General features: G+C 73.6%; 2 protein-coding genes. Both read right to left on the bottom strand.

All coding sequences use genetic code 11. From position 1 onward, the window contains the following. Positions 1-4,579, bottom strand: a 4,579-nt coding sequence (locus ABZX90_RS43620) for a type I polyketide synthase (RefSeq protein ID WP_355213705.1), incomplete at its 3' end; no start/stop codon positions are given. Positions 4,580-4,625: 46 nt separating this feature from the next. After that, the coding region (locus ABZX90_RS43615; protein ID WP_355213704.1) for an SDR family NAD(P)-dependent oxidoreductase at positions 4,626-5,864 on the bottom strand (1,239 nt) is incomplete at its 5' end.

Raw genomic sequence — 5,864 nt, 5'->3', positions numbered from 1 at the left:
CGGCGGTCGCGGCCGCCGCGACCGCCGCGACCGCCGCGGCCTGGCCGCCGGTGAGTTCGGCGAGCAGGTGGGCGGCGAGGTCCGCGGCCGTGGGGTGGTCGAAGATCAGTGTCGTGGGCAGGGCGAGGCCGGTGGCCTCGTTGATCCGGTTGCGGAGTTCCACCGCGGTCAGGGAGTCGAAGCCGAGGTCCCGGAAGGGCCGGTCGGCCTCGACGGCGCCCGCTCCGCGGTGGCCGAGGACGGCGGCGGCGTGCGTGCGCACGAGGTCCGCGAGGGCGCGTGCGCGGTCTTGGTGCGACAGCGCGGCCAGGCTCTCGGCGAGCGCACCGGAGCCGTGGCCCGCCTCGGGGGTGTCCTCCGCGAGCGTCGCGCGCACCTCGGGGAGGTCGCCGAGCAGCGGGCTGGGTCGGCCGAGGGTGAACGGCACGATGAAGCGCGACCAGTCCACGTCGGCCACGGTCAGCAGGGTCTCGTCGCGGTCCAGCGCGCGCTGCAGGGAGGTGATCGCCGATGCGGGGGTCATCGCGCGGAGGCCGCGGCGGCGCAGCCGCTCCTCGTCGTCGCCGTCCGCGACCATGCCGCCGTCGGCCCAGGGGCCCCAGGAGACCGCGGTCGCGGTGAGGCCGCGGTCCCGGCGCTGCCGGGCGAGGCCGTCGAGGAAGGCGTTGCCGGCGGCGTAGGCGGCCTGGCCGCCGCTGCCCCATACGCCGGAGATGGAGGAGAAGAGGACGAAGGCGTCGAGCTCCTGATCGCCCAGCAGCTCGTCCAGGTGCGCCGCGCCGCCGACCTTGGCGGCGAGCGCGGCGGCGAACGCAGCCGGGGTGGTGGCGTCCACCGTGCCGGCGTCGGCGACCCCGGCGGCGTGCACGACGGCGGTGAAGACGTGCTCGGCGAGCAGGGCCGCCACGGCGTCGCGGTCGGCCACGTCGCAGGCGGCGAGTGTGACGCGGGCGCCCAGGGCCTCCAGCTCGTCCCGCAGGGCGGCGGCGCCCGGGGCGTCCGCGCCCCGGCGGCTGGTGAGGACGAGGTGTTCGGCGCCGCCGCGCGCCAGCCAGCGGGCGACGTGGCCGCCCAGCGCGCCCGTACCACCGGTGATGAGGACGGTGCCGCGAGGCTGCCAGCGGCGGGTGGCCGCCCGTGCCGGTGCGTGGGCGAGCCGCCGGGCGAAGACACCGGAAGCGCGGACAGCGAGCTGGTCCTCCTCCCACCGGCCCGTCAGCGCCTGTCCCAGCACGTCGGCCAGGCGTACGGCGGCCTGGTCGTCGACGGACTCCGGCAGGTCGATCAGGCCGCCCCAGCGCCGGGGCAGCTCCAGGGCGACGGTGCGGCCCAGGCCCCAGACCTGGGCGTGCCGGGCGTCGCGTACGGCGTCGGTACCGCTCACGGCCACCGCGCCCGAGGTGAGGCACCACAGCGGGGCCTCGACGCCCGCGTCGCCCAGGGCCTGGACGAGCAGCAGGGTGGGCAGCACGGGGTCGCCGGTGACGAGCAGGGACAGCACGCCGTCGACCGGCCCGATTCCGGCAAGTTCCCCGGCGAGACCGGCGCGTTGGCTCGCCGCGCCGACGACCAGCGTCTTCAGGGTGGCGCCGCGGGCGGTGAGCGCGGTGCGGACCGCGGCGGTCTGCTCGTTCTCCTCCTCCGGCACGGCTAACAGCCAGGTGCCGCCGATGCCGGCCGGACCGAGCTCGCCCAGGCGCTTCCACGACTCGCGGTAGCGCCGGTCGTCGAGGGTGGACTGCTCCTTGCGCTGCCGCCGCCACGACGACAGCCTCGGCAGCACGTCGCCGAACTTGTCCCCTGCGCCGATGTCCAGGGTCTCGGCGAGGGCCTGCAGGTCCCCGCGCTCCACGGTCTCCCAGAACTCCGCGTCCACCGGGTCCGCTTCGGCGGCGGCAACGGTTTGCGGGGCGTCGACCCAGTACCGCTCGCGCTGGAAGGCGTAGGTCGGCAGGTCGGTCCTGCGCGCGCCGGCGAAGAACGAGTGCCAGTCCACGGACACGCCGTGCGTGTGCAGTTCGGCGAGCGCGGTGACGAGGGCCTGCTGCTCGGGGCGGTCGGCTCGGAGTACGGGGATGGTGACGATGTCGTCCACGCAGCCCTGCGCCATGCCGCTGAGGACACCGCCCGGGCCGATCTCGACGAAGGTCTTCACGCCCAGGTCGTGCAAGGTCCGGACGCCGTCGGCGAAGCGGACGGCCGCACGGACGTGCCGGACCCAGTACTCGGGGGTGTAGGCCTCGACGAGCTGACCCGTGAGGTTGGAGACGACGGGGAGCAGTGGCTTCTCGAAGGCCAGGCCACGGACGACCTGTGCGAATTCCTCCAGCATCGGGTCCATCAGCGGCGAGTGGAACGCGTGACTGACCTTCAGCCGCGACGTCCTGCGGCCCTGCTCGGCGAAGCCCGCGGCAATCGCCAGGGCCGCCGTCTCGTCACCGGAAACCACCACCGACGAGGGGCCGTTGACCGCGGCGATGCTCACCCCGTCGGTGAGGCGGGGCAGGACTTCCTCTTCGGTTGCCTGCACGGCGACCATCGCGCCGCCCGCGGGCAGGGCCTGCATCAGCGCGGCACGCGCGGACACCAGCTTCGCCGCGTCGTCGAGGGACAACGCACCGGCCACGTGCGCGGCGGCGATCTCGCCCACGGAGTGGCCCACGACGAAGTCGGGCCGTACGCCTAAGGATTCGAGGAGCCGGAACAGGGCCACCTCGACCGCGAAGAGCGCGGGCTGGGTGCACCCGGTCCGGTGAAGCGTTTCGGCATCGACGTCGACCGGGGCATCCAGGTGCGCGCACACTTCGTCGTAGGCCGCGGCGAAGACGGGGAACGCCGCGTACAGCTCGCGCCCCATGCCGATGCGCTGCGAGCCCTGCCCGGAGAAGAGGAAGCCGGTCTTGCCGCCGGCCGGGCGCCCCAGGAGCACACGGGACGAAGGGGTCCCGGTGGCCAGGTCCTCGAGCCCGCGGAGGAGCTCCTCACGGTTCTCCCCCACGACCGCGGCCCGGTGACGCATGGCGGCGCGGGTCGTGGCCAGCGACAGCCCGATGTCCTGCGGCCGGACCTCGCCCCGTACCAAGGGCCGCAGCCGGGCCGCCTGGGCCTGCAGCGCCGCGTCGCTCCTGGCGGAGAGCACCCACGCCAGGGGGCCGTCGACGAGAGCCCCTGCGGGCTCCTCGTCCTGGGCCGGCGGGGCCTGTTCGATGATGGTGTGGGCGTTGGTGCCGCTGACGCCGAAGGACGACACCGCGGCCCGGCGCGGGTGATCGGTCTCCGGCCACTCCACGGCCTCGGTCAGCAGCCGCACCGCGCCCGCCGACCAGTCCACGTGCGGCGTCGGCTCGTCTACGTGCAGGGTCTGCGGGAGCACTCCGTGGCGCATGGCCATGACCATTTTGATGATGCCGCCGACACCCGCGGCCGCCTGCGAGTGACCGATGTTGGACTTCAGCGAGCCCAACCACAGCGGCCGCTCCTCCGTCCGCTCCCGGCCGTAGGTGGCGAGCAGCGCCTGTGCCTCGATCGGGTCGCCCAGCGTCGTGCCCGTGCCGTGCGCCTCGACGACGTCGATCTGGGCGGGAGACAGGCCGGCCGATGCCAGGGCCTGGCGGATGACCCGTTGCTGCGCGGGGCCGTTCGGCGCGGTCAGACCGTTGGACGCGCCGTCCTGGTTGACTGCGCTGCCCCGCACGACGGCCAGCACCTGGTGCCCGTTGCGGCGGGCGTCGGACAGCCGCTCCACCAGGAGCATGCCGACGCCCTCGGCCCAGCCGGTGCCGTCGGCGCCGGCGCCGAACGCCTTGCACCGCCCGTCAGGGGCCAGCCCGCGCTGGCGACTGAACTCCACGAACGCGGTAGGCGTGGTCATCACCTGCACGCCACCCGCCAGCGCCATGGAACACTCGCCGCCGCGCAGCGCCTGGATCGCCCAGTGCAGCGCCACCAGCGACGACGAGCACGCCGTGTCGACGGTGACCGCCGGGCCCTCCAGGCCGAAGGTGTAGGCGATACGGCCGGACATCACACTGGCGGAGTTGCCGGTCCCGAGATGGCCGTCGGACTCGCCACCCACCCCGACCAGGAGGTTGACGTAGTCCTGGTAGCCGGAGCCGACGAAGACTCCGGTACGACTCCCGCGCACCGACTCCGCGTCGATGCCGGCCCGCTCGAACGTCTCCCACGTGGTCTCCAGCAGCAGGCGCTGCTGCGGATCCATCGCCACGGCCTCACGCGGGCTGATCCCGAAGAACCCCGGGTCGAACTCCCCCGCCTCGTACAGGAATCCACCGCGGCGCGCGTACGTCTTCCCCGTCGCATCCGGGTCCGGGTCGTAGATGTCCTCCACGTCCCAGCCCCGGTCCGCCGGGAAGTCGCCGACCGCGTCACCACCGGAGACCACCAGGTGCCACAGGTCCTCGGGCGAACGCACCCCGCCCGGATACCGGCACGCCATACCGACGATCGCGATGGGTTCCTGGTCCTTCTCCTCGGCCTCACGAAGGCGCTCACGGACCTGACGAAGGTCCCCGGTGACGCGCTTGAGATACTCGAGAAGCCTGTCTTCTTTGCTACTCATCCGCCTCATCCGTCCTCGGCTGTCGTTAAAGGTAGAGCGCCAAGAACTAGGAATTTTCTAGATCTTGATCGATCAGATCGAAAATGTCGTCGATCGTCGCGTCCTGGAGCTGTTGCTGCGCATCGGCGGATTCCGCGCCTTGCTCTCCGGCGGAGTTCACCAGGGACAGCAGTTCCTGCAGCCGCCTCCGCACCCCCGACCGGTGCGTCTCCTCGGCCGAGGCGGCCGTCGAGATCACCGACTCCAGCCGGTCGAGCTCGCTGAAGACCGACACCTCCTCCGGGCCCGTCTCGTCGGCGAGTTCGCTCCGCAGGTAGCGGGCGATCGCCTCGGGCGTCGGGTGGTCGAAGACCAGCGTCGCGGGCAGGGTCAGGCCGGTGTCGGCACTGAGCAGGTTGCGCAGCTCCACCGCGGTCAGGGAGTCGAGGCCGAGGTCCCGGAACGCCAGGTCCGGATCCACCGCCGCGGAGCCGCTGTGGCCGAGTACGGCCGCCGCGTGCGCGCACACCGTGTCCACGAGCAGGCGTTGCTGTTCGCCTTCGGACAGTGTGGACAGCTTCGCCTTGAGCGCGGACGGCTCCGCGGCTCGCTCTGTGGGCTTCTCTGCGAGGGCGTCCCTGACCTCGGGCAGGTCGCTCAGCAGCGCGCTCGGCCTGCCGATGGTGAACGGGACGACGAACCGCTCCCAGTCCACATCGGCCACGGTGACCGTGCCGTCCCCGCCGCTCAGCGCACCGTGCAGCGCGGAGATCGCCCGGTCCGGCCGCAGCACGGTCAAGCCGCGCTGCCGCAGCCGCTCCTCGTCCCCGGCGTCGGCCACCATGCCGCCCTCGCCCCACGGGCCCCAGGCGATCGCGGTCGCCGCGAGGCCGCGGGCCCGCCGGTGCTGCGCCAGGCCGTCGAGGAAGGCGTTCGCGGCCGAGTACGCGGCCTGCCCGCCGCCTCCCCACACGCCGGAGATGGAGGAGAAGAGGACGAAGGCGTCCAGCTCCTGATCGCCGAGCAGTTCGTGGAGGTGCACGGCCCCGAGGGCCTTCGCGGCGACCGTCGCCGCGAAGGCGCCGAGGCTCGTCTCGGCGAGCATGCCCGCCTCGGCGGTGCCGGCCGTGTGGACGACGGCGTTCACCGGGTGCTCGGCGAGCAGCACGGCCAGCGCCTCGCGGTCGGCCACGTCACAGGCGGCGACGGTCACGCGTACGCCCGCCTCCTCCAGCTCGGCCTTGAGGCCGGCGGCGCCGGGCGCCGCGGGGCCGCGGCGGCTGGTGAGCACCAGGTGCTCCGCACC

This window comes from Streptomyces sp. NPDC002935, assembly GCF_040611295.1.
In the GTDB taxonomy this organism is placed as follows: domain Bacteria; phylum Actinomycetota; class Actinomycetes; order Streptomycetales; family Streptomycetaceae; genus Streptomyces.
This window is presented reverse-complemented; position numbering and strand designations above follow the sequence as displayed.